This is a genomic window from Ornithinimicrobium jinqii, from assembly GCF_045032595.1.
Lineage (GTDB): Bacteria > Actinomycetota > Actinomycetes > Actinomycetales > Dermatophilaceae > Ornithinicoccus.
This window is the reverse complement of sequence record NZ_JBJFZS010000007.1, coordinates 1-20724: the sequence shown is the minus strand read 5'-3', so window position 1 is coordinate 20724 and position 20724 is coordinate 1. Positions and strand designations below refer to the sequence as shown.

19 protein-coding genes, 2 tRNA genes and 1 pseudogene are annotated in these 20724 nt (G+C 73.5%); 5 read left to right on the top strand and 17 right to left on the bottom strand.

Features of this window, described 5'->3' with window-relative positions; all coding sequences use genetic code 11:
* Positions 1-19: 19 nt before the first annotated feature.
* The 9 genes from ACI3ET_RS02490 to ACI3ET_RS02450 form a co-directional block, all read right to left on the bottom strand.
* Entirely contained in the window at positions 20-421 is a 402-nt protein-coding gene (locus ACI3ET_RS02490) for a tetratricopeptide repeat protein (RefSeq protein ID WP_405031373.1), read from the bottom strand.
* 8 nt (positions 422-429) lie between these two features.
* Entirely contained in the window at positions 430-2040 is a 1611-nt protein-coding gene (locus tag ACI3ET_RS02485) for a PH domain-containing protein (protein ID WP_405031372.1), read from the bottom strand.
* The gene (locus ACI3ET_RS02480; RefSeq protein ID WP_405031371.1) at positions 2037-2555 is read right to left on the bottom strand and encodes a PH domain-containing protein; all 519 of its coding nucleotides are present in this window, start codon (positions 2553-2555) and stop codon (positions 2037-2039) included. Before ACI3ET_RS02480 ends, ACI3ET_RS02485 begins: the two co-directional genes overlap by 4 nt.
* The gene (argF, locus tag ACI3ET_RS02475; RefSeq protein ID WP_405031370.1) at positions 2552-3556 is read right to left on the bottom strand and encodes an ornithine carbamoyltransferase; all 1005 of its coding nucleotides are present in this window, start codon (positions 3554-3556) and stop codon (positions 2552-2554) included. The genes ACI3ET_RS02480 and argF overlap by 4 nt, the downstream gene beginning before the upstream one ends.
* 142 nt (positions 3557-3698) lie before the next feature.
* A tRNA-Ala gene (locus tag ACI3ET_RS02470) sits at positions 3699-3774 on the bottom strand.
* 69 nt (positions 3775-3843) lie between these two features.
* Complete coding sequence (locus ACI3ET_RS02465) at positions 3844-4893, bottom strand: hypothetical protein (RefSeq protein ID WP_405031369.1); 1050 nt, start codon at positions 4891-4893, stop codon at positions 3844-3846.
* A gap of 95 nt (positions 4894-4988) precedes the next feature.
* Complete coding sequence (locus tag ACI3ET_RS02460; RefSeq protein WP_405031368.1) at positions 4989-5627, bottom strand: GNAT family N-acetyltransferase; 639 nt, start codon at positions 5625-5627, stop codon at positions 4989-4991.
* On the bottom strand, positions 5624-6103 hold the full coding sequence (gene moaC / locus ACI3ET_RS02455) for a cyclic pyranopterin monophosphate synthase MoaC (RefSeq protein ID WP_405031367.1): 480 nt from the start codon (positions 6101-6103) through the stop codon (positions 5624-5626). Before moaC ends, ACI3ET_RS02460 begins: the two co-directional genes overlap by 4 nt.
* A complete protein-coding gene (locus ACI3ET_RS02450; protein ID WP_405031366.1) occupies positions 6100-7401 on the bottom strand; it encodes a molybdopterin molybdotransferase MoeA in 1302 nt (433 codons plus the stop codon). The genes moaC and ACI3ET_RS02450 overlap by 4 nt, the downstream gene beginning before the upstream one ends.
* 58 nt (positions 7402-7459) lie before the next feature.
* On the opposite strand from ACI3ET_RS02450, the gene ACI3ET_RS02445 reads away from it, so the two are divergent.
* On the top strand, positions 7460-8092 hold the full coding sequence (locus ACI3ET_RS02445; RefSeq protein WP_405031365.1) for a 5-formyltetrahydrofolate cyclo-ligase: 633 nt from the start codon (positions 7460-7462) through the stop codon (positions 8090-8092).
* A 6-nt stretch (positions 8093-8098) separates the two neighbouring features.
* Here the strand turns inward: ACI3ET_RS02445 and ACI3ET_RS02440 are convergent, their stop codons facing one another.
* Positions 8099-10786, bottom strand: a complete 2688-nt coding sequence (locus tag ACI3ET_RS02440) for a penicillin acylase family protein (protein WP_405031364.1) — start codon at positions 10784-10786, stop codon at positions 8099-8101.
* A 19-nt stretch (positions 10787-10805) separates the two neighbouring features.
* On the opposite strand from ACI3ET_RS02440, the pseudogene ACI3ET_RS02435 reads away from it, so the two are divergent.
* Positions 10806-10985, top strand: a pseudogene (locus tag ACI3ET_RS02435) (FmdB family zinc ribbon protein); the annotation flags it as partial.
* 14 nt (positions 10986-10999) lie between these two features.
* Here ACI3ET_RS02435 and ACI3ET_RS02430 read toward each other — a convergent pair.
* Positions 11000-11239, bottom strand: coding sequence for a hypothetical protein (locus tag ACI3ET_RS02430; RefSeq protein WP_405031512.1), 240 nt, complete (start codon positions 11237-11239; stop codon positions 11000-11002).
* A 53-nt stretch (positions 11240-11292) separates the two neighbouring features.
* Here ACI3ET_RS02430 and ACI3ET_RS02425 point away from each other — a divergent pair, with 53 nt between their 5' ends.
* Together ACI3ET_RS02425 and mscL are read left to right on the top strand one after the other, a co-directional pair.
* Entirely contained in the window at positions 11293-11973 is a 681-nt protein-coding gene (locus ACI3ET_RS02425) for a CpaB family protein (protein WP_405031363.1), read from the top strand.
* Positions 11974-12116: 143 nt separating this feature from the next.
* Entirely contained in the window at positions 12117-12518 is a 402-nt protein-coding gene (gene mscL / locus ACI3ET_RS02420; RefSeq protein ID WP_405031362.1) for a large conductance mechanosensitive channel protein MscL, read from the top strand.
* An 89-nt stretch (positions 12519-12607) separates the two neighbouring features.
* On the opposite strand, the gene ACI3ET_RS02415 is transcribed toward mscL, so the two are convergent.
* Genes ACI3ET_RS02415 through ACI3ET_RS02405 form a run of 3 tightly spaced genes read right to left on the bottom strand, consistent with a single transcriptional unit; the run spans position 12608 to position 17720 of the window.
* The gene (locus ACI3ET_RS02415; RefSeq protein ID WP_405031361.1) at positions 12608-12823 is read right to left on the bottom strand and encodes a hypothetical protein; all 216 of its coding nucleotides are present in this window, start codon (positions 12821-12823) and stop codon (positions 12608-12610) included.
* Positions 12820-16428, bottom strand: a complete 3609-nt coding sequence (locus ACI3ET_RS02410; protein ID WP_405031360.1) for a hypothetical protein — start codon at positions 16426-16428, stop codon at positions 12820-12822. The genes ACI3ET_RS02415 and ACI3ET_RS02410 overlap by 4 nt, the downstream gene beginning before the upstream one ends.
* Positions 16425-17720 (bottom strand): MFS transporter, encoded by a 1296-nt coding sequence (locus ACI3ET_RS02405; RefSeq protein ID WP_405031359.1) that lies wholly within the window; start codon positions 17718-17720, stop codon positions 16425-16427. The genes ACI3ET_RS02410 and ACI3ET_RS02405 overlap by 4 nt, the downstream gene beginning before the upstream one ends.
* A 95-nt stretch (positions 17721-17815) precedes the next feature.
* Here ACI3ET_RS02405 and ACI3ET_RS02400 point away from each other — a divergent pair.
* A tRNA-Arg gene (locus tag ACI3ET_RS02400) sits at positions 17816-17888 on the top strand.
* A gap of 17 nt (positions 17889-17905) precedes the next feature.
* Here ACI3ET_RS02400 and ACI3ET_RS02395 read toward each other — a convergent pair.
* The 3 genes from ACI3ET_RS02395 to ACI3ET_RS02385 are packed head-to-tail and all read right to left on the bottom strand — an operon-like array spanning position 17906 to position 20450.
* Positions 17906-19048, bottom strand: a complete 1143-nt coding sequence (locus ACI3ET_RS02395; RefSeq protein ID WP_405031358.1) for a tyrosine-type recombinase/integrase — start codon at positions 19046-19048, stop codon at positions 17906-17908.
* Complete coding sequence (locus ACI3ET_RS02390) at positions 19045-19251, bottom strand: helix-turn-helix domain-containing protein (RefSeq protein ID WP_405031357.1); 207 nt, start codon at positions 19249-19251, stop codon at positions 19045-19047. Before ACI3ET_RS02390 ends, ACI3ET_RS02395 begins: the two co-directional genes overlap by 4 nt.
* Complete coding sequence (locus ACI3ET_RS02385) at positions 19248-20450, bottom strand: IS110 family RNA-guided transposase (RefSeq protein ID WP_405031356.1); 1203 nt, start codon at positions 20448-20450, stop codon at positions 19248-19250. Before ACI3ET_RS02385 ends, ACI3ET_RS02390 begins: the two co-directional genes overlap by 4 nt.
* Between the last annotated feature and the right edge of the window lie 274 nt (positions 20451-20724).

The window sequence follows — 20724 nt, the reverse complement described above, 5'->3', positions numbered from 1 at the left end:
CGGCCGCGAGAGCCCGCCCTCAGACCTCCAGGCCCATGGCCTCGGCGAGCTTGAGGTGCCGGGCGCCCTCCTCGGCGCGGTTGGACCGCTGGAGCGTGCGCGCCAGCGCCAGGTGGGCGTAGGCGTCGGAGGGCCAGCGCTCGACCATCGCTCGCAGCAGCTCCTCCGCACGGGTCAGCCGCGCGGAGTGGTAGTAGGACCGGGCCAGCAGGAGCGTCACCTCGGCGTTGCCCGGGTTGCCCTCCACGAGCGGCTCGAGCAGGCCGGCGGCGTAGACGTACTTCCTCGTCTCGAAGGCGAAGGTGGCCCGGTCGTAGCGCGCATGGTCGTCGAGGTCCTCGTCCGCCGGCAGCCCGACCAGCGGCTCACCGGAGGCGCCCGAGGACGACGTCCCGTGCAGCATGCTCTCGAAGTCGCTCATACCCAGCACTACGCCAGGACGTCCTCGAGCATTCCCGGCGTGGCACGCCGGGCCAGTGCCACCGCGACCTCGACGGGGATGTTGGGGGCGACGACCGACTCGCTGCCGGCGGCCGTGGTCGCGGTGAGGTCTCCCAGACCCAACCGCCGCTGGAAGAAGCTCTGGTGCAGCACCCAGCCGATGATGCCCGCGGTCTCCAGGGCCGCGCGGGTGCGCACGACCGCCCCGGTCTGCACGACGAGATGGCGGTCGCTCAGGCCGTGGCCGAGGTTGCGCCAGGCGCTCTCGGCCACCAGCGCGTTGAGCGGCACCAGCACCCCCAGCACCGCGAGCGGCACCCACCAGGGCCAGGGGACGAACCACCACCGGTCGGGCAGGACCGCGGGGACCGCGGCCAGACCGGCGACGACCAGGGTGCCCCACTGGTGGCTGACGTGGATGCGGCGCCGGGCCCGCGGGCCGTGGCCGGTCAGCGGCATCGTCAGGGGACCGTCCTCCTCGAGCAGCTCGTGCCCGATGGCGGTGACGACCGCGCGCGGCGCCGGCGGCAGCACCTTGGTCGTGCCGGCCGCGCCGATGCCGGTCGCCATGGCGGTGAGCTCCGCGCCCCGGACGAAGCGCAGCAGGAACGGCTCGCCCATGCTCACCCCCCGCACCTTGGCCCGCTCCAGGGTCTGGCTGTGGGTGGTGAGCAGCCCGCGCGAGACCTGCAGGTTGCCGTTGGGCTCGCGGACGACGCGCAGGTTCCACCAGGTGATCACGTAGGAGGCGGTCGACACGACGACCCACGCGAGGACCACCGTGACGACCGCTGCGGCCACCGTGACGAGCACCGCCTGCGCGGCCACCCACGCCCACGCGTCCTGCGCGACGTCGAGCCGCTCCACCGGCAGGTCGTCTCCGAACTGCGCGAGCACGCCGAAGGCGCCCGCGACCACGACCAGGCTCGACAGGCTGAACGGCGCGTAGCGCAGCCAGCCCCAGTCGATCCGCGCCAGCTCCTCCCGGTCCGCGGGCGCCGGGTCCGGCACGGCAGCGGGGAGCGGCGCCTGCCCGGGGTAGGGCGGGCCGCTGGGTTCGGGGAGCGGCGCGCCGGCGGCGTCGGTGGCTGGGGCCGCGGCAGCGGTCGGCGGCCCACCGTGCCCCGGGCCGCCGGAGCGCACCAGCAGGTAGGTGCGCAGCTGGGCGGCCTGCTCGCGGGTCAGCCCGTCGAGCTCGATGCGGCTGCTGTCGACGCCGGTGCCGACCTTGACGGTCGCCAGGCCGAGCACCCGGTGGACCGGGGAGGACTCGATGTCGACGCTGCGGATGCGGTCCAGCGGCGCGGTCGTGACCTTGCGGGACAGCAGCCCGGTGCGCAGCTGGAGCTGCCGGTCGGTGAAGCGGTAGCGGGTGATGAACCACGAGACCACCCCCGCGACCACCGCCAGGACCGCGCCCGCCAGCGCGAACCAGACCCACCCCATACCCTCGGTCCCGCGGCTGATCCCGAAGGTGGCGAGCAGGATCGGGAAGGCCATCGACCACGCGATCCGCACCGGGTGGACGAGCAGCATGCGGGGGCTGAGCCGCTGCCACACCTCGTCGGGGGCGACGGGCACGGCGGGCGCGGGTGTCACGTCGCGTCACCCCTGGTCCGCCCGGTGACCCGGGCCAGCTCGGCCGTGACGCGGTCGGCGACGTCGGTGTCCAGGCAGCTCAGGGTGATCGGGCCGGCCGCCGAGGCGGTGGTGACCGTGACGTCGGCCAGGCGGAACATCCGCTGGAGCGGGCCGCGGTGGGTGTCGACCGTCTGCACCCGCGACAACGGCGCGATGCGCTGGTCTCGGGAGAGCCAGCCGGTCTGCGCGAAGACCTTCTCGCCGGTGACCTCCCACCGCGTGCGCCGGAAGCGGATGAGCGGCTCGAGCGTCACGTCCACGAGGCTGCCCAGCATGAACAGGACGAAGAACGGTCCGAGCCACCGGCCCCAGGACTCGGGCACGAACCAGTAGATCGCGAAGAGCACGACCCAGGTGGTGATGCCGGTGATCAGGCCCTGGACGATCCAGTAGCGCACCGCGCGCGGGTCGACCTGGTGGGCCGGCTCGCGCAGCACCGGGCCCGTGGGCAGCTCCCCCCGTGCCGTGCTCATGCGAGGGTGGCGACCAGCAGCGCCTTGATCGTGTGCAGCCGGTTCTCGGCCTGGTCGAAGACGATGCTCGCGGGCGACTCGAACACCTCGTCGGTCACCTCGACGCCGTCGCTCAGCTCGGGGCGTTGCTCGAGCAGGCGGGCACCGACCGTGGTGTGCGCGTCGTGGTAGGCGGGCAGGCAGTGCATGAAGCGGGCGCGCGGGTTGCCGGTCGCGGCCATGAGGGCGGCGTTGACCTGGTAGGGCAGCAGGAGGTCGAGCCGCTCGTCCCAGACCTCGGCCGGCTCCCCCATCGACACCCAGATGTCGGTGTGCACGAAGTCGACCCCGGCGACGGCCTCCTGCGCGTCCTCGGTGACGGTCACGCGGGCGCCGGTGTCCTCGGCGACCCGCCGGCACAGGGCGACGACCTCGGCGGAGGGCTGCAGGGCGGCCGGAGCCCCGATGCGCACGTCCATGCCCAGCTTGGCGCCGAGCAGCAGCAGCGAGTGGCCGGTGTTGTTGCGGGCGTCGCCGAGGTAGGCGAACGCGGTCTCGTGCCGGTGCTTGTGGGTGTGCTCGGACATCGTCAGCGCGTCGGCGAGCATCTGCGTGGGGTGCCACTCGTCGGTCAGGCCGTTGTAGACCGGGACGCCGGAGTATTGCGCCAGCTGCTCGACCGTGGCCTGGCTCGCCCCGCGGTACTGGATCGCGTCGAACATGCGCCCCAGGACCCGGGCGGTGTCCTTGATCGACTCCTTGTGGCCGATCTGGGTGCTCGAGGGCTCCAGGAAGGTGGTGTGCGCGCCCTGGTCGGCGGCCGCCACCTCGAAGGCCGAGCGCGTCCGTGTCGAGGTCTTCTCGAAGATCAGCGCCACGGACTTCCCCCCGAGGAGCGGACGCTCCTGGCGCGAGGCCTTGGCACGCTTGAGGTCGTGACCGAGGTCCACCAGGTGACGGATCTCGGCCGGGGTCTCCTCGACCAGGGACAGCAGGCTGCGTCCCCTCAGGTTGACGGCCATCGGCGGGCTCTCCTCCTCGTGTCGACGGGGCGCGCGGGTGCGCGGGTGGGTGCTGGTCCGCCGTCGTCCAGAGCAGACTAACGGTCTACGACGACAAGGACCCCGTCCGGCACCCGGCGGAACGGGGCGGACGGGGTCCTGCTGGTGGAGCTGAGGGGATTCGAACCCCTGGCCTTCTCATTGCGAACGAGACGCGCTACCAACTGCGCCACAGCCCCGTGATGCGGCTACCGACTATAGCACCGGGCAGAGGCCCGAAAGACCTCGTCAGGGCCGCGTGTCGGTCCTCAGCCGACGCGGTCGACCGACGGCAGGTCCTCGAACTCCTCGTCGAGCGCCATCACCGTGCCGTCGACCGGCAGCGAGCTGGAGCCGGCCAGTCCGCTCCGGTAGGCCTTGGCCTTGAGGGTGTAGGTCGGGGGCGGCACGGGCGTCGGGCTCCACGTCCCCTCTGCGGCCGCCGGCACCTCGGCACCCTCGGAGGGCCGGGGGGGTGCCAGGGATGCCTCGACCTCGACCAGGTCGTAGAGCTGCGGCTCGCGCTGCTGCTCGACCAGAGCCGCCACCACGTGGACCGGCTCCACGGGGGAAGGCGTGTCCGGCGCGGGCTCGAGGTGCTCGAGGTGCGTCGGGGCGGGTGCGCTGCGCTGGAGGACCGCTCGCCGGGCCGACCCCTGGCGCGCGGCCGGCGGACGGGCGCTGACGGCGGCGGCCTGGGCAGCGAGCGTGCGACCGGAGGGGTATGCCGTGCCGTCGGCGGCGAGCTCCACGCCGGCTGGCGCGAGCCGTCCGTCGCGGCCGGCAGGGCGGCCGGCGGGACGACGCGCCGGGCGGCGAGCCACGGTCCGGCGGACGACGGAGGCGCTGCGGGCGCCGGCGACCGAGACCCGGACCAGGACGAGCGCGCCGGCCAGCACGGCGATCCCCACGAAGGCGGTCCAGCTGGGCAGCCCGCCGGTCGCGCCGAGCGCCACGAGCGTGACCATCGTGAGCCCGGCGAGGGCGAGGGCGCCGGCGCGGAGACGGGCGACCAGCCGCCCGCGACGGTAGGAGCGGGTGGGTGCCACCGCGGTGGCACCGTGGGCGGTCCCCCTCTTCACGACGACCTCGGGGCGTGCGGGCCGCAGGGGCGAGGCCCCGTAGGACGGCGCGGGGGCCGGGGCGATCTGCGGACGCTGGAGGGTGCGGCGTCGTTCGAGCACACGCATCGACTCGGAGAACCGGTCGACCGAGCGGGCGGTCGCCAGGTGCTCCCGGCGGCGGATCCAGTGCTGGACCAGGTAGACAGCCCACACCGCCAGGATGACGACGAAGATCAGACTGCTGACGGGCGGCACGGGAGTCACGCTAGGGGCAGCCGCAGCACAATGCGGTGAGGAGGGCGGAGTGTCGCGCAAGTTTCTGCTGTGACGGAGGTGATCCGTGGGGCCGGCTACGCCGACCCGGTCGCCGGGGCCGACCGGAGCAGCCGGACCAGCCCGCCCGCGGCATACCCCGAGGGCGAGAGGTCCTCGGCGACGACCGCGAAGCAGCGGTGGTCCCGCCACGCCCCGTCGACGTGGAAGGCCCCCCGCCTCACGCCCTCCTCGGGCAGGCGCAGGCGCTGCACGACCGCCAGGCTCGCGGTGTTCTCGGGACGGACCGCCACCTCGACGCGGTGCAGCCCGGACGTCAGCAGGGCGTGGTCCAGGGCCAGTGCGAGGGACCACGACGCGTAGCCGTGGCCGGTGGCGGCCTCGTCCAGCCAGTAGCCGGCGGAAGCCGTGGCTCGCGCCCCCCACAGGACGTCGAAGAGCTGGACCTGGCCCACGAGACGGTCGTCGACGTCGATCGCGAGCGGCAGCATCGTCGCCTGCCGACCAGCCTGGTCGAACCCGCGGCGCAGCCGACCGAACGGCACCTGGCCCCGCACCTCCCCCGGCACGGTCGACTCCCACGGCCCGAGCCAGCCGTCGTTGCGCTGTCGCACCGACTCCCACGCCCCACGGTCCGCGCGGCGCAGCGGCCGCAGGGTGAGCCGGGCACCGCCCGGCAGCTGCGTTCGCAGGGTGACCGGCCAGCGCCAGGTCACGCCGGGCGGACCCAGTCGCCGGAGCGGCCACCGGACTTGGCCGTCACCCGCACCTCGGTGATCGTGGCCAGCCGGTCCACGGCCTTGACCATGTCGACGAGCGCGAGGGCCGCCACGCTCACGCAGGTCAGCGCCTCCATCTCCACCCCGGTGCGGTCGGCCGTGCGGACCGTCGCGACGATCCGCACCCCGCGGTCCTGGACCTCGAGGTCGACCTCCACCGCGTGCACCGCCACGGGATGGCACAGCGGCACGAGGTCGGGGGTCCGCTTGGCCGCCTGGATCCCCGCGACCCGGGCCACGCCGAGCGCGTCGCCCTTGGGCACCGTGCCCCCGCGCAGGGCCTCGACCGCCGCCGGCGAGAGCAGCACGACCCCCTCGGCGCTGGCGCTGCGCGCGGTCACCTCCTTGCCGCTGACGTCGACCATGTGCGCCGTGCCGTCGCCGCGCAGGTGGGTAAGGCCGTCGGCGGTCACGCGCCCGCCCGCGGTGTGCTGGTGCCCGCTGCGGCGCCGACCGCGTGCGCCTCGTCGGCGGCCAGCCGACCGTCGATCTCCCGGCGTGGCCGCAGCAGGATGAGGTCCACCTCGGTGCCCGCCTCCACCCCGGTGCTGTCCGCGGGCGAGACCGCCAGCGCGTCGGCGAGGGCCAGCCCCGCGACGAGGTGCGAGCCGCTCCCCCCGGCCGGCTCCACGGCATACCCTCCGGTGGGGTCGCGCTCGACGCGGACCCGCGTGTAGGTCTCGCGCTCCGAGGCGGTGCGCCAGGAGGTCACGGCGAAGCCGGTGGCGCGGTGCTCGCTGATCCGCCGTCCCGCGCGGTCCTCGAGCGCGGGACGCACGAAGACCTCGAAGCTGACCAGCGCGCTCACCGGGTTGCCCGGCAGCATGAACACCGGGACCCTGCGCCTCCCCAGGACCCCGAAGCCCTGCGGCTTGCCCGGCTGCATCGCGACCTCGACGAACCTGGTGCTGCCCTCGCCGGTGAGCACCGCCTTGACGATGTCGTAGGCCCCCTTGCTCACCCCGCCCGTGGTGATGATCGCGTCGGCGTGGTGGAGGTGCCGGTGGATCTCCTTGCGGGTGGCCGACTCGTCGTCGGGCAGGTGCCCCACGTGGACCGGGAAGAAACCGGCCTCGCGGACCAGTGCCTCGAGCATCGGGCCGTTGGAGTCCACGATCTGCCCCGGCCCGACCCGCTCGCCGAACGGCACCAGCTCGTCCCCCGTCGACAGGACCACCACGCGCACCGGGCCGACGACCTCGACCTGCTCCACCCCCGCCGAGACGAGGGCGGCCAGCTGCGGCGCACCGATCCGGGTGCCCGCGGGGACGACCACGTCCCCGGTGCGGACGTCCTCGCCCGCACGGCGGATGTTGGCGCCCAGGTCGGGACGGACGCGGAACTTGGCCTCCCGCACGTGCCCGTCCGTGTCCTCCAGCCGCACCACCGCGTCCGCCCCCAGCGGCAGTGGTGCCCCCGTCATGATCCGCCAGGCCTTTCCCGGCACGTGCTCGCGGGGCAGCGGGTCCCCGGCGGCGACGTCGCCGACCACGGGCAGCAGGACAGGGCTCTCCGAGGAGGCGCCGGCCAGGTCCTCCCGGCGCACGGCATAGCCGTCCATCGATGAGTTGTCGAAGCGCGGCAGGTCGGCGCGGCTGCGGACCTCGGAGGTGGTGACCAGCCCGTGGGCCCGCGGGACGGGGAGCACGACGCGCTCGACCGGCTCGATCTGGCGCAGGATGGTGTGCAGGTGCTCCTCGACGGTGATCATCGAAAGGCCTTTCTTCTCGGGACGTGCCCAGCCTAACGAGGCGCGGCAGAATGGCCCGGTGAGCCCGCCACCGGTCCTGCCGCCCTACCGTCCCACCGGCGACGTGGTCGCCGACAAGGTCACCTGGCGGGCTCTCGTGCGGGCCGCGCGGCGCGGCCTGGTGGGGTCGTGGACGGAGCAGGACCGGGCGGCGGCCTCGGACGCGCTCGCGGCGGCGGGCGCCGCATACCTGCGCGCGTATGCCGTCGCGCGCGGGCTCGACGACGTGGCCGGGACGACCGTGACAGCGTTCGAGCCGCTGCGCACCGAGCCTCCGGTGGAGGGGCTGACCAGCGCGCTGACCGCGGCCGGGGTGCGCGTGCTGGTTCCGGTCACGCTCGAGCGGCCGCGGCTGGAGTGGGCCGACCTGGCCGACCCCCACCGTCGCCCGCTCGGGGAGGGGGTGCTCGCCGAGGTCGACGTGGCCTTCGTGCCGGCGCTGGCGGTGTCGCGGCGCGGGGTGCGCCTGGGCCAGGGCGGGGGCTACTTCGACACGACGCTGCCGCGGCTGCGGGAGCTGGGCGCGGGAGCACCCGTCGTCGTGGTGCTGCACGACCACGAGGTGGTGCCGGTCGTGCCGGCCGACGCCCACGACGCGGTCATGGACGCCGTGCTGAGGCCGGCGTCGGGGGTGGTGGGGCTGGGCGGCTGAGCCCGCTCAGCGGCCCGTCGGCCCGGGCACGAGCGTCATCCTGTGCTGCGCCGCCGCGTCGACCGCCTCGGCGGAGAACGGCCACGGGTAGGTCTCGCCCTCCACCCATGCCTGCGTCTGGTCGTCCCAGTGCGGGTGGAAGGGGTGACCGGAGGTGCCCGTCTGGTTGACCCAGCGTGAGGCGTCGAGGTCGGCCAGGTCGACGACCATCCGCATCGTCGGGGAGGAGGTGACGTCGAAGCTGTCGGTCGACGCGTCCCAGTTCATCGCGTTGACCACCGAGCTGCTGCCGCCGACCGCCTGCCGCTCCTGGTTGAAGATGCCGCGCACCAGGGCCGGGACGGCGTCGCCGCCGAGCGCCTCGTGCCGCAGGTGGACGCGGTGCAGCTCCCCCCACGACCAGTCCTCGGGGTCCTTGGACAGCCGCCGGGTGAGGTCGTGGCGGGCCTCGACCATCGCCGTGCGGACGGCCTCGTCGCGGGACTCGATGACCCCGGGGGTCTGCCGGTCGTCCCACCAGGCGTCGTCCGGCGACGCGAGCAGCTCCTCGACCACCAGCATCGAGCGGGAGTTGCCCGTCGCCCGCAGGTCGGGGGGCAGCTCGTCGTCGAAGACGGTCCCGAGGAGCTGGGCGAAGACGGCGTAGAAGTAGGCGGCCGCCGCGGACTGCTCACCCTCCGCGGGGGCCGTGCCGTCCCAACCGCGCAGCAGCTCCTGCGGCTCCTGGTAGAAGGCCCCGTCGAGCTCGGCATCCAGCAGGTAGGGCAGCAGCACGCTGGCGAAGGCGTTGCGGTCGTCGAGCTGGAGCTGCGTCATCGTCTCGACGGTGAGCGGTCCGCGCGCGATCTCGTCGGTGAGCAGCGACACGATCCGGGCGGCGCGGTAGCCCTTGTCGGACTCGCTGGTGAGGAAGGGCGTGGCCCCGCGGGCCACCGCCTGGTTGGCGGCCACGATGATGCCGTCGTCGGGGTTGAGCGTGTACGGCAGGTCGGCGAAGTCGACGAAGCCCTGCCAGTCGAAGGCCGCGTCCCAGCCGGGGGCCGGGTAGAAGCCGGGCGGCGTGCCGAACGTGGCGGAGCGCCGGACCGGGACCAGCCCCGGCGCCTGGTAGCCGATGTTGCCCTGGACGTCGGCGTAGACCAGGTTCTGCGAGGGAACCTCGAAGAGGCGGGCGGCGTCGCGGAACTCCTCCCACCCGGTCGCGGCGTTGAGCGCGAAGACGGCCTCGGCGGTGCGCCCGGGGCGCAGCGCGGTCCACGCCAGCGACACCTCGTAGTCGTTCGACGTCTGCACCGCCCCCAGGGGGGCGTTCGTCCCCAGGTCCCGGGCCGCCTCGACCACGTCCGAGACGATCGGGCCGTGCACCGTCTCGCGGACGGTGAGCCGGACGTCGTCCCCGCCGGCCACCTCGATGGTCTCGGTGCGCACGGCGAGCGGGACGTACTCCTCGCCCCGCAGGACGCGGTCGTCCCGGACGTCCTCGAGGTAGAAGTCGGTGACGTCCGGGTCCAGGTTGGTGAAGCCCCAGGCGATCGCCTGGTTGTGACCGATGATCACGCCGGGGAAGCCGGCGAAGGTGAACCCGGTGACGTCGAAGGGACAGGACTCCGAGACCGTCCGGCAGTGCAGCCCGGCCTGCACGAAGGTGCCGGGCTGGGAGGACGTGACGTGCGGGTCGTTGGCCAGCAGCGGCTGCCCGGTCGCTGTGTGCTCGCCGGAGACGACCCAGGAGTTGGACCCGATGCCCTCACCGGTGCCCAGGAGCTCGGGGATCGCGCCGAGCGCCAGGACGGTGGCGTCGAGCGCCTGCCCCGCCCCCGGGTCGGCGAGCCAGGAACGGGTGAGCGCCCCGGTCGGGGTGCTACCGGGCGCCTCCTCCCCCAGCCCGAGCCGGTCGGCGGGGTCGCTGCCGGGCTCCGGCGCCGAGGACGGTCCGCTCGTCCCGCCGCGGGAGTCCGCCGACGGCAGACTCGCCTCCGGCGGCGTCCACTCCCCGGGCGAGAGGATCGTGGGGTGCCTCTCCTGGGGAAAGTCGGGGTAGAGGGTGCCGAGCTGCTCCAGGGAGATCTGTCCGACGAGGCGTCCCCGGGCCAGCTCCTCGGTGTAGTTGCCCCGCAGGTCCCAGGCCATCGCCTTGAGCCAGGCCAGCGAGTCGACGGCGTCCCACGGCTCGACGGTGTAGCCCGGCGCGGACCGGGCGAGCACGACATACTCCAGCCCCATGCGCGACGGCGACGACTGGCGCTCGATGTAGGCGTTGACCCCGCGGGTGTAGGCCTGCAGGTAGGCGCGTGCCGTCGGGTCGAGCAGCGGCAGCTCCTGCTCGGCCACCCGCCGCCAGCCCAGGGTGCGGATGACCTTGTCGGTCTCGAGTCCGCCCTCCCCCACGAGCTCGGACAGCCGGCCGGACACGACGTGCCGTCGCAGGTCCATCTGGAAGAACCGCTCCTGGGCCGCGGTGTAGCCCTGCGCCATGAAGAGGTCCTCGGGGGTGTCTGCGTAGATGTGGGGCACCCCGCGCTCGTCCCTCACCACCTCGACCGCGGCGGTCAGACCGCTGATCTCCAGCTCGCCCTCGGTCTGCGGGAACGCGCGCCGCGTGAGACCGACGCCCAGGACCGCGGCCGCCACGGCGAGGACCACGAGGCTCGCCAGCAGCGGGACCGTCAGGCGTTGCCAGAGGGGTCGTGACACGGTGCCAGCGTAGGTCACGATGCACGGGCACCGTGGGAGGGCACGTAGAATCCGGCTCGTGCCCACCTACTCGTACGCCTGCAAGGACTGCGGTCACGCCTTCGACATCCAGCAGGCCTTCACCGACGACGCCCTGACGTCCTGCCCCGAGTGCGGCGGCTCCCTGCGCAAGGTCTTCAGCGCGGTCGGCGTGGTCTTCAAGGGTTCCGGGTTCTACCGGACGGACTCGCGAAAGTCCGGCTCGAGCTCCGCCCTCGCGCCGTCCTCGTCCTCCTCGTCCTCGGGGGAGTCCGGCGGCAACTCCTCATCGGGCGGCTCGTCCTCGAGCAGTTCCTCCTCGGGCAGCTCGTCCTCAGACAGCCCCTCCTCGGGCAGCTCGCGCTCGTCGTCGTCCGGCACCAGCCCGAACAAGGCCGCCTCCACATCCTCCGGTCGCGGCTCGTCGTCGTCCACAGGCGCCGCCTGAGCCCTGGCAGGTATGTCGTGGCGTACCTAGCGTCGACGTCGTGCCCCGCCCCGCCGTCCGCGCCCCCCGCGCCCCTCGCCGTGCCCACCCCCGGGCCCGCTGGCGGCGCGTCGCCGCTGCGCTGCTGGCTGCGGTCGTCGTCGCGGGCCTGACCCGCCTCACGGTCGCCCGGCCCGCGCCCGGCACCACCCCGGTGGTCGTCGCCACCGGCGAGGTCGGCGTCGGGTCCGAGCTGACAGCCGGCGTGCTCGGGGTCCTGCACCTCCCGGTAGATGCCGTGCCGCTCCACGCCCTGACCCGGGTCGAGGAGGCCGTCGGCCACCGGGCGTCGACGGTGCTGAGCACCGGCGAGGTCCTGACGCGCCACGACCTGGGCACCGCCTCCTTGCTCTCCGGCCAGCCGCCCGACCTGGTGGCGGTCTGGCTGCCGCTGCCCGACGGCGCACTGGTGGTGGCGCTGACGGCCGGCGACCGGGTCGACCTGCACTCGCCCGTCGACGGACGACCCGTCGTCGAGGACGCGCTGGTCCTGCGCGTGGACACCGGACGGGGGCCGCCTCCGGGGGCGGGCGGGGTGGGGGGCCTCGTGGGTGGTGGTGCAGATGGTCCGGCAGGGGTGTGGCTGGCCCTCGACAGCGGAGACGCGGTCGCCCTCGCCGCGGCCCGGGGCGCCGACCCGTCCGGCGCCGCGCTGCTCGTCGCGCTCCGGGGACGGACCTAGCCCACCACCCCACCCTGACGGGGGAGCTGGGCCCCCGGCCCTTGTTATGCTCCGTCGGTCCTGTCCGCACGAGCGCAGGTCCATCCCCCACCACGTACACCGGTCGCTGGGTCATGCCCGGCCACCGGCCGAGAGGAGAAGCCATGCTCAAGGGCTTCAAAGAGTTCATCATGCGCGGCAACGTCATCGACCTCGCGGTGGCCTTCGTCATCGGCGCAGCCTTCGCCGCCGTCGTCACCACCGTCGTCTCCAGCATCGTCACCCCGCTGCTGAACGCCCTGGGCGGGGCCCAGGCCAGCGGTCTCGGCTTCGAGATCATCGACGGCAACCCGGCCACCTACATGGACATCGCGGCGATCATCAACGCCCTGATCGTCTTCCTGCTCACCGCCCTCGTCGTGTACGTCGCGCTCGTGCTGCCGATGAACAAGTTCAACGAGATGCGCAACCGTGGCGTCGAGGCGCCCGAGGAGGTCTCCGAGGAGATCGCCACCCTGCGAGAGATCCGCGACCTGCTCGCCACGCGTCGCGACGGGACCCTCTGACACAGGGTCGGAGGGGCCCCGCAGCCTCACCCCGATGGACAGGACACCCCCGGCACGAGGTCTCGTGCCGGGGGTGTCCTGCGTCGTGCTCAGTCCCAGTGCGGGGGGCGCTGGGACCGGAACCAGGCGTCGCGGACGTCCTCCTCCGCCGGTGCACGCCCCGCACCCGCCCCGGCCCCGGTGTCCGTGCCGGCGCTGTCCGAGGCGTCGAGGTGGGTGCCGTCGTCGTCGGTGCCGTCGGCGTCGGGGTTGGTCGGGGGTGCATCGACCCGCCGGTGCCGGCGGCGCCCCCGCGCGTCGCTCACCCCCGCCGGGCCGCGGCGTCGCGCTGCGCCTGCAGCACACGCGCGACCTCACGGGCCGGGTCGGTGAAGACGTCCGTGCTGCGCACGCGCAGCGGCACCCAGCCCATGCGGGTCAGCTGCTCGTGCCGCAGCCGCACGTCGTCGCGCCCGGGGAGCGCCGCGACGTCCCCGGGATGCACGTCGCTGTCGACGGCCACCGCCAACCGGGTGTCGTCGTCCTGCGACGCGACGGCCACGTCGACCGCGTGCGGCCCGTGACCCAGACCCTCGAGCACGGTCAGCCCTTCCGCCCGCAAGCGTCGGGTGAGCTCGGCAAGCACGGCTGAGCGCCCCCCACGCTCCGGCTGGTCGCGGAAGCTGACGGCCTGCCGGACCACGTCCCCGCCCCGGCCGGTGGGCCACCGCGTGATGGGCACGGTCGTGACCACGTCGACACTCCGTCGGGCCGCGGCCACGACGGCCGCAGCGGCCTGCGCGGAGCGCGCGTCCTGGGGGCCGGCCAGCCACACCACCCGGTCCCGGACCTCGCCGCCGACCCGGTCCAGAGGGAGCACAAGACAGGGCTCGAGCATGTCGTCGTGGTCGTTGAGCACCGACTCCAGCGCGGGGTCGGGGTCCCGGCCCTCCGCCGGGACGAGGGCTGCTCGCAGCGCGACGGACAGGTCCTCCGTCGTGGCGTCGTCGGGCGCGACGAGCAGCACGCTCTCGCCCGGGTGGGCCCGGGCGTGCTCGACCGCCAGGCGGACGGCGGCCGCGACCTGCTCGGCCACCCGCCCCTCCACCACGTGCTCACGGGCCGCCGGCGCACGGCATACCCCCGGGAAGCTGTGCACGGGCGTGGGCATGACGGGTGCGAGCGGCGCCACCAGCCCCTGGTCCAGCGCCCGGTAGTGGGTCTGCAGGTGGCGCACCGGCAGGACCGAGGAGGCGTCCTGGAGCAGCGAGGTCAGTCCCGCGTCCGTCGCCTGCTCCTGCTCGACCCGCGGGTCGGCCACGACGGTGAACGGGCGGGGGCCCGGACCGCCGCTGTCACCGACGACGAGGACCTGCCGCCCGCGGGCCAGGACGGGTATGCAGCGCGCGCTGGTCGTCCGGGAGGCGCGGTCGACGACGACGAGGTCGAAGGTCGTGTCCGGAGGCAGCACGGCCGGCACCGCCAGCGGGGAGGCCAGGACGACGGGCTGGGCGGCGAGGACGACGTCCGGGGCCCGGCTGACGACGTCGCGCAGGTCCACGGCCCCGGTGGCGGTGGCCTCGACAGCACGCTCCCAGGCGCTCACCTGGGAGGAGTGCGCGACGGTGACCCGTTCCAGCCGGCGGAGCACCGCGCGACGGGCCCGCAGCGCGTTGCGCTGCAGGTGGGCCCGATCGGCCCGGCGGAAGGTGCGCTCCGCCTCGCGGACGGCGTCGCCCGGCAGCTGCTGGGCGACGGCGTCGGAGCGCAGGTAGGCCAGCACCGAGGACCTGTGCACGAAGCGCACCTCGGCCGCGACACGTTCGGCGGGAACCCCGCGCCGGGCCAGGTCGTCGACGAGGTCGCGCAGACCCTGGCGACGCAGCGGCTCGAGAAGGGGGTGGGCCACGGCGGCGACCGCCGCCCTGTCGGTGCGCGCGTCGAGGGTCACGAGCCGTTCGAGGACGGTGTCCAGGTGCACCGTGGACAGCTCGGAGCCGACCGGTGTGCCCCGGAGCACGACACCCAGCCAGGCGAGGTCCTCCCCGATCGGGGTGAGGGCGGCCAGGGCCTCCTCCCACCCTTCGGGCGCCGCCGGCCGCGCGGCCCGCCCGGCGACCTCCTCCCACTCCGACCGCTCGTCGCGAGCGAGCTTCACCTTCCGCGCGAGGTCGGAGGGGGGCGTGCCGGGCCGCAGGAGGGAGCGGACCTGGCGACGGAGCCGGGCCCGGGTGACCGCGCCAGGACGCTCGCTGACCTCGTCGCGTGCGGCGGTGGCGGCGACCATCTCCTCCAGCGGCGCGTCGTAGACCTGGGGGGAGAAGACGTCGAGGGTCTCGCTGGCCCGCGCGATCAGGTTGAGGCGGTGCTCCCACTGCTCCAGGTTGACGGGGACGGGCATCCCGGCCGCACGGCAGATCCGCTCGGCGTGCTGCCGGGCCTCGGTCAGCTCCCCGGTCACCAGTCGCGCCACGACCTCCTGGGCACGGGCCGCCTCGTCCGGGGAGGTGAGGCGGGCGGCGTACCAGGGGTCCTCCGCCCTGCTCCCCGACCAGGCGCCGCCGCCGGCCGCCTCGATGAGAGCGTCGGTGACCGTCGAGAGCTCGGCGTCCCCGAGGGTGCGGAGCACGTCGAGCGGGAGCCGGACGCGCGAGGCCGGCGCGTGCTCGAGGGCGGCCAGTGCGGCCAGATCGTCCTGGACCTGGGCCAGGGTGAGGTCCCACGGGTCGTGGCGGTGCGAGATCACCTCGTGCTCACGCCTGAGGACGGTCAGCGCGTCCGCCCGGGCCGGCAGGGGGTCGGGGCCGAGGTCCGGCTCCATCTCGCGGCCGAGGTGGTCCAGTGCACGCCGCACGGTCGCGAGCGCCTCGCGCATCGACGCCGGGTCCTCCCCCACGTGCAGGCACAGGTCGCCCAGGCCCACGTGGGCAAGCCGTCGCTGCAGCCCCTCGAGCGCGGGACGCTCCTCCGAGCAGACGAGGACGGTGCGACCCTCCGACAGGGCCGCGGCCACGATGTTGGCCACCGTCTGGGTGGCGCCCGTGCCGGCCGGGGTGTCGAGGACCAGGCTCGCCCCCCGGGCGGCCTCCTCGACGACGAGACGCTGGGCGCGGTCGGCGTCGAGCACCGAGAGCTCCTGGGCGGGGTCGTCGGCACGGTCGGGGTCAGGTCCGGGCGAGGTCAGCGAGACGTCGGCTCCAGCCAGCGCCGCGACGACGTCGTGCCCGGCGAGCTGGTAGGCGTCCCGGGCGTAGGAGGTGACCAGGGCCAGCTTGGACCACGGGAAGGTGCCGATGACCATCTGCGGGCCGATCGCGAAGCCGGCCATCTCCTGGCAGATGTCCTCGAGCGCCTGGTAGGTCATCCGCGGGTCGAAGCCTTGGTGCTGCGCCGAGAGACCTGCGAGCAGGGTCGGGTCGAGGTCGAGGTGGGCCTCGCTGCGGAGGTAGTGCTCGAGGACGGGGTTGAACACGACGTCCTCGTGGAGCTCGATCGTGTAGTCGCTGTGGGCCGCGTCGGTGGGCGTGATCCGGCAGGAGCGCAGGAGCACGGGGGCGCGCGGCGGCACCGGGACCCGGTGCAGCGTCCAGGTCGCCAGGCCGATGGCCAGGAAACCGGCCTCGATGCCGTGCTCACGGCGCAGCTCGCCGACCTTGTCGCGGATGGCGCCCATCCTGCGTGCGGCGTCGAGGAAGGCCACGTGCTCGCGGACCAGCTCGGACAGGAGGGTGGGACGGCCGGAGAGGAGCTTGGCCACCCCGCCGGGGTGCGCGAGGTTGAGGTCGAAGGTGCCGGTCAGCGAGGTGCGGTGCCACAGCAGCGTGTTGGGTCCACCCACGTCGGCCGCCTCGTGCCGCCACCGCGCCCGGGCACGCTGGACGGCCTCCACCCGGGCAGGGTCGAGGGCGTGGGCGGAGTGGGAGGGGGTCACCCCTTCAGGCTAACCACTGGACGTCGCGCCACCGTGAAGGCGCCGAGAGCGAGTGCGGCGACACCGGCCAGTGCGCACAGGACCCCGTACCCCCACAGGGCCATGACCACCCCGGCCAGGGCACCGCCGGCGGCGGCCGACAACCCCATCACGAGATCGGCGGCACCCTGCACGGCAGCCCGTTCGGCGACCGGCACCGACCCCGCGATCGTCCCCGACCCGGCGACCATCGTGCAGGACCAGCCGAGACCGAGCAGGACCAGGCCGGCCGTCAGCCCCGCGGAGAAGCCGTCGCCGGACAGGCCTGCCAGCGCGACGGCGAGGACGAGGATGCCGACGCCGATCAGCACCACCCTGGGTGCGCCGATCCGGTCGGTCAGCAGCCCGGCAACCGGCGAGAGGCCGTACATCCCCAAGATGTGCAGCGAGATGACCAGCCCGATGACCTCGATCTCGGCGGCGCCGTGCTTCATGTGCAGAGGTGTCATCACCATCACGGCAACCATGACGACGTGGCCGATCGTGAGCGCGACCGTTCCCCAGAGCGCCGCGGGCGTGGCGAGGATCAGCCGCAGACCCTGGTCGACATGGCCGCGGCGGGCGGCCACGGGCATCGTCAGCTCCTGCGCAGGGGCCGCGCGGCGGGCGATCTCGCGGGACAGCAGGAGCGGGTCGGGCCGCAGCGCCACCTGGAGCAGCACCGCGGCCACGAGGAAGCCGGCGAGCGAGAAGACCCAGGCCCCGGAGAGCGGGTGCACCCCGAGCTGCTCGGCCACCCACTTGCCCGGACCGACCATGTTGGGCCCCAGGACCGAGCCGATCGTGGTGGCCCACACCACCCAGCTGAGCTGGCGCCCACGCCGTTCGGGCACGGCCAGGTCCGTGGCCGCATACCTCGCCTGGCTGTTGGCCGTCGTCGACGCGCCGAAGAGGGTCGTGCCGAGCAGCAGCAGCCAGAAGCTGCCGATCGTGGCGGCGGTGATGGCCAGGACGGCACCGACTGAACCGATCAGATAGGCGGTGACCAGCCCGCGCCGACGCCCGTGGGTCGCCATCAGGGTGGCGACCGGGATCGTGATGAGCGCCCCGCCGAGGACCTGGGTGGTGTTCGCGAGTCCCGACAGGGCGTCGCTGCCGCTCACCTCGGCCGCCACGATGGCGGCCACCGCGATGCCGCTCGCCACCCCGATGCCGCCCAAGGTCTGGCTGCCCATCAGCGTCAGCACCGTGCGGCCCTGCACCCGGTGGGCGTCGAGGGTCAGGGCGTCGGTGGGCGGAGGGGCTGCGGTCACGCGGGCACTATCGCACGCCACACTGGCACTGCTGCTCCTCCGGCACTCCGGCGGCATGAGAAGATCGTCGGCAGCGCTCCGGCCGTCCGGAGCCTGCCCTCGTAGCTCAGGGGATAGAGCACCGCTCTCCTAAAGCGGGTGTCGCAGGTTCGAATCCTGCCGGGGGCACTGTGTGTCTATGCAGGTCAGAGGCTCTCCTTCGGCTCCAGCGTCAGCGGCTGGCGTGAGGTCCGGCCCGGACTGGTGCCTGATTGGTGCCCGAAGGCACGGTTGATCCGATCGATGGCAGCCCGCTCGGCGTCGGTCCCCATGAGGTGCCCGTAGGTGTCCAGCGTCAGCTTCGTGGAGCTGTGACCGAGCCAGACCGCGATCGTCTTGATGTCCACGCCGGCGGCGATCCACAAGCTCGCGGCCGTGTGCCGCAGGTCGTGGGGCCGGCGACCGTCGGTCGTCTCGTTCCACCGCACCGCGCGCCGCCAGTTCTGGGCGTGCAGGTACCCACCGTGGCTGGCCGGGAAGAGCAGCTGTTCGGGGTCCAGTCCCTCGAGACGTGCCTCGACCAACGGCAGGGCCAGCGACAGCAGCGGAACGATCCGGCTCCGTCCGCTCTTGGTCGTGGTGCGCTCGATCACCTTGCCGGTGCGCCCGGACTGAGGCAGCGACCTGGCGACGACGACCGCCGGGTAGGGGACGTTGGTGACGTCCCGGGCACGCAACCCGCGCAGCTCGCCGAAGCGCAGCCCCGTCAGCCCGAGGAACAGCGTGACGTCCGCCTGGGCACCCGCGTGCTGCCGCTGCTCCTCCACCACGGCCAGCAGCTCTTGCATCATGAAGGGCCTGAACTCCCCGCGGCGGCGGCTGGAGTCCGGGCGCGGAAGCCGGACCACCGCCGCCGGGGAGTCGCGGATGACCCGCGACCGAACGGCGTAGTCGAACAGTCCCCGCAGGGTCGTCCGCACGCGTGCTGCCGTCCCCACCGATCGCGTGCTCGCGACCGTGCCCAGGAAGCGCTCGATGTGGACGCGGTTGACCGACCCGATGGGGCGATGGCCCAATGCCGGCACGATGTGGACACGAAGGGCGCTCTCGTCGGACTCCCAGGCGCGGACCGAGACCTGGTCGCGTCTGGCCTCGAGGTAGGTCTTGGCCAGCTTGGCGACGGTGGTCCTGCCGGCCGACGGGGGCACGAAGTCGCCCATGAGGATGAGCTGTTTCTGCTCGCGCTCCCAGACGGCGGCGTCGGTGCGGCGTTCGAACGACCGGTCCGCGACCACGATGCCGCGGTGCTTGACCTGCACCCGGTAGCGCCGGCCTCGCTTCTGGATCACTCGGGCTCCTCGCGCTGGGCATCCAGCCACTCGTTGAGGTCAGAGGGCGTGAAGAAGACCCGACCCCCGATCCGGATGGCGGGGGCGAACCGGCGCTGGACACGCAGGTAGTTCAGGGTGTTCGGGGAGATGTGGCACCAGCGGGCCGCCTCCTCGACGGTGAGGAGCTCGATGGGGCTGACGGTCTGAGCTCTCTGGGTCAAGTTGTGAGGGCAAGCCTTTGCTCGCCGCTGTGGCGGAGGGGGTCGTAGACGGTATCGGTGGTCCAGCAGGCCCAGATGACGCGTACCCAGCCTCTGGCCAGGATGCGGACCGCATGCGGATGCCGAGCCCCACGTGCCCGCGCGCGTCGGTAGCAGTCACCGGCCCAGGCCGAGGAGTGGCGAGAGTTGTCGGCGAAGCTGGTGATGGCCACGCGTGCCTGCTTGTTTGCGGTGTAGCGGAACCCGACCGTGCGGGACTTTCCCGAGGCCTTTGTGACCGGTGCAGCCCCGCACAGGGCGGCGACCTGCTCGGGGTTGTCACAGCGTTCGAGCAGAGGCCCGATCTCGGCAATGAGACAGGCCAGGCTCACCGTGGCCGTCCGCGGCAACGACTGCAACAGCGGGGTCTTGGGGTGCGCCGCCAGCGCGGTGGTGATCTGCCGCTCCAGAACGGCGATCTGGGCGTTCAGGATCCCGATGTGGGCAGTGGCCGCGCCGACGATCACCGTGAGCACGCTCGGTGCGATGGCAGACGCGCTGACCGGCGCCGCCCGCAGTCGTCGGACCAGCTCGGCCGGGGACCGGCCACCGCGATAGCTGTGACGGTGGCAGAACTGACGCATGCGCCCCTCGCCGAGGTGCCGCGCCGACTGCGGTGTCGGATAGTCGGCCAGGAACGCCAGCGCGATCGGTGAGGTGAGCTTCTGGAAGATGAGCGCGGCTCCGGGCCAGTGCTCGGCCAGGACGGCCCACAGCTGGTTGGAGGCCGCCGTGCGCGCCTGCACCAGCGCGGTCCGGGCCCGCACCAGCGCAGCCAGTTCACGCGTGGGCCGCGCAACCGGCTCCACCCGGCGCAGCCGGTGGCTGTCGGTGCGGGCGTAGTCGGCCAGCATGAAGGCGTCAGCGCTGTCGGACTTGGCACCGGCCGACCCCCATCGGGGACGGGCGGCCTTGAACGCGGCCGGCTCGACCATCATCACCGGGTGTCCGGCGCCGGCGATCAGGCCCACCACCAGTCCCTCACCGCGTTCGATCGCCACCGGCAGCGACGCCGGTTCTCCCAGCTCGGCGAGCTGAGCGAACAGCATGGCCAGCTCGTGCTCGGTGTGCCCGACCATCCAGGTGTCGATCAGTGCGCCGTCATCGTCGATGACACAGACCGCGTGCGCCGTCGAGCCCCAGTCCCATCCGCAGAACATGTCCTTGACCTCCAGTTCGACCCAATCGCCGAGACTGGCACCGGGTCGACTGTCGGTTCCTCATTGTTCGGCCCTCGACGGGGCAGCTCTCTTGCGCCGATCACGCGCCCCGGCAACGACGAGGGCGACCAGCTCAAACGGGCCATCAGCCCGGATCATTCACGGGGTGGCGGTGTGATCGGCGTGTAGAAGCACCGAAGTGCTCCCTGAACAGGGAAGACTTGGACTTGTCTAAGGTCCCAGGTCGCCCGTCAGGAAGCACTCGGTAAGTGAA

Coding starts and splice junctions, on each gene's coding strand:
- argF (WP_405031370.1), bottom strand. CDS start 3,556: ATGGCCGTCAACCTGAGGGGACGCAGCCTGCTGTCCCTGGTCGAGGAG.
- mscL (WP_405031362.1), top strand. CDS start 12,117: ATGCTCAAGGGCTTCAAAGAGTTCATCATGCGCGGCAACGTCATCGAC.
- ACI3ET_RS02385 (WP_405031356.1), bottom strand. CDS start 20,450: ATGTTCTGCGGATGGGACTGGGGCTCGACGGCGCACGCGGTCTGTGTC.
- ACI3ET_RS02480 (WP_405031371.1), bottom strand. CDS start 2,555: ATGAGCACGGCACGGGGGGAGCTGCCCACGGGCCCGGTGCTGCGCGAG.
- ACI3ET_RS02450 (WP_405031366.1), bottom strand. CDS start 7,401: ATGATCACCGTCGAGGAGCACCTGCACACCATCCTGCGCCAGATCGAG.
- ACI3ET_RS02490 (WP_405031373.1), bottom strand. CDS start 421: ATGAGCGACTTCGAGAGCATGCTGCACGGGACGTCGTCCTCGGGCGCC.